The sequence below is a fragment of the Campylobacter sp. RM12654 genome (genome assembly GCF_020137585.1).
Lineage (GTDB): Bacteria > Campylobacterota > Campylobacteria > Campylobacterales > Campylobacteraceae > Campylobacter_E.
Window position 1 is genome coordinate 1 of record NZ_JACGAR010000057.1, and the last position, 1,228, is coordinate 1,228.

General features: G+C 31.3%; 2 protein-coding genes. Both read right to left on the reverse strand.

From position 1 onward, the window contains the following. Positions 1–354: 354 nt before the first annotated feature. Complete coding sequence (locus tag AVBRAN12654_RS09270) at positions 355–546, reverse strand: hypothetical protein (RefSeq protein ID WP_082200914.1); 192 nt, start codon at positions 544–546, stop codon at positions 355–357. Continuing rightward, on the reverse strand, positions 534–1,145 hold the full coding sequence (locus AVBRAN12654_RS09275; RefSeq protein WP_082200913.1) for a replication protein: 612 nt from the start codon (positions 1,143–1,145) through the stop codon (positions 534–536). The genes AVBRAN12654_RS09270 and AVBRAN12654_RS09275 overlap by 13 nt, the downstream gene beginning before the upstream one ends. Positions 1,146–1,228 lie beyond the last annotated feature (83 nt).

Genomic DNA, 1,228 nt, shown 5'->3' on the forward strand with positions numbered 1-1,228 from the left:
AATACATTATAGTAAATAAGTCAAATTTTTCCCAACGACCAACGACCTTCTATGTGTGTGTGTCGTAGTAACACACACATAGAATTATTAAATTAAGCTTAAATTTTCGCTCCGCTCACAAAACAAATTTAACTCTAATTTTTTTTAATAGCTAATAGGCAAGAAAGAATTTTTATAAGCTTCAAAAAGTGTCTTAAATATTTGTCTTTTTTTGGTGTTTTTATTAATTGCAGGATAGCCTTTTATTTCCTAAAAAGTTACCTTTTTAAAAAATAAAAGGCGAAATCTCTGCGAGGCTCACTAGCAGATATACATCTGCTATTCTGTTATACACCAAAAAAAGAAAAAGGGGATTTAAAACAGGCTAGGTTGATTTTTGTTTTCTTGCTCTGCTTTTTTGCGTAAATAATCTTTGTATTCTTGGCTGTTTTCTATAAGCTGTAACACATAATTATTACGATTTTCTAAAGTTTTAAAAAAGGGGAACAAGCTTTTAGGAACTCTTGTTGTCATAATTTCAGTAGGGCGTTTTTTTATGTTTGGCATTTTGTTTTTACTCCTTTTTCAAGTTGATAACGAATTGACTTTAAATAACAATTTACAATATAAGCCGAATTAGTGCAAAGAAGCTCAAACCAATAAGGCTCATTTTTTCTAGCGTATTTTAATATTTCAGTTAATTCTGTTAAACCTTGCTCGTCTATAAAGTCCATTATGTCAGCAATCGCTTTTAAACGCTTCTCATTTAGCTCTTTTTCGCTAAAGAGATACTTTTCTATATCAAAGCCATTAAATGCCTTTAAATCGCTTAATTTGTATTGTGCTTTCTCTGGGTTGTCTAAATGAAGCATATAGCGGACATTACCTTTAGCATTATGGATTATTTGCGGAGCTGTTGCTCCTATTTCGTCCATTATAGTCTTTATTTGATTGTAAGACTTTTTACCATTGACATAAATTAAGCAATGGTAATGCGGTTTCTTTGGCGTATTATCTGCATTTACATCGCTATCGTGTAAAGGACTTCTAACCCACTCAAAACCATATTTTAAACTTAAAATTTCTTCCCAATCCTGTGCTACACTTTCAGGATAAACTAAAAATCCCCAGTATCTTGCCTTGTCATTTTTAGCATTTTCTGCCATAATATACCCCTATTTTTTTGATTTTTTAAGGGAAGTAGAGGCTGCAACCTTTCTACTTCCCTTTTTTTTTGTTTTATAATAGT

What these genes read in the sequence shown, in the direction of transcription:
- AVBRAN12654_RS09270 (WP_082200914.1), bottom strand. Translation starts at nt 546, where the DNA reads ATGCCAAACATAAAAAAACGCCCTACTGAAATTATGACAACAAGAGTT.
- AVBRAN12654_RS09275 (WP_082200913.1), bottom strand. Translation starts at nt 1,145, where the DNA reads ATGGCAGAAAATGCTAAAAATGACAAGGCAAGATACTGGGGATTTTTA.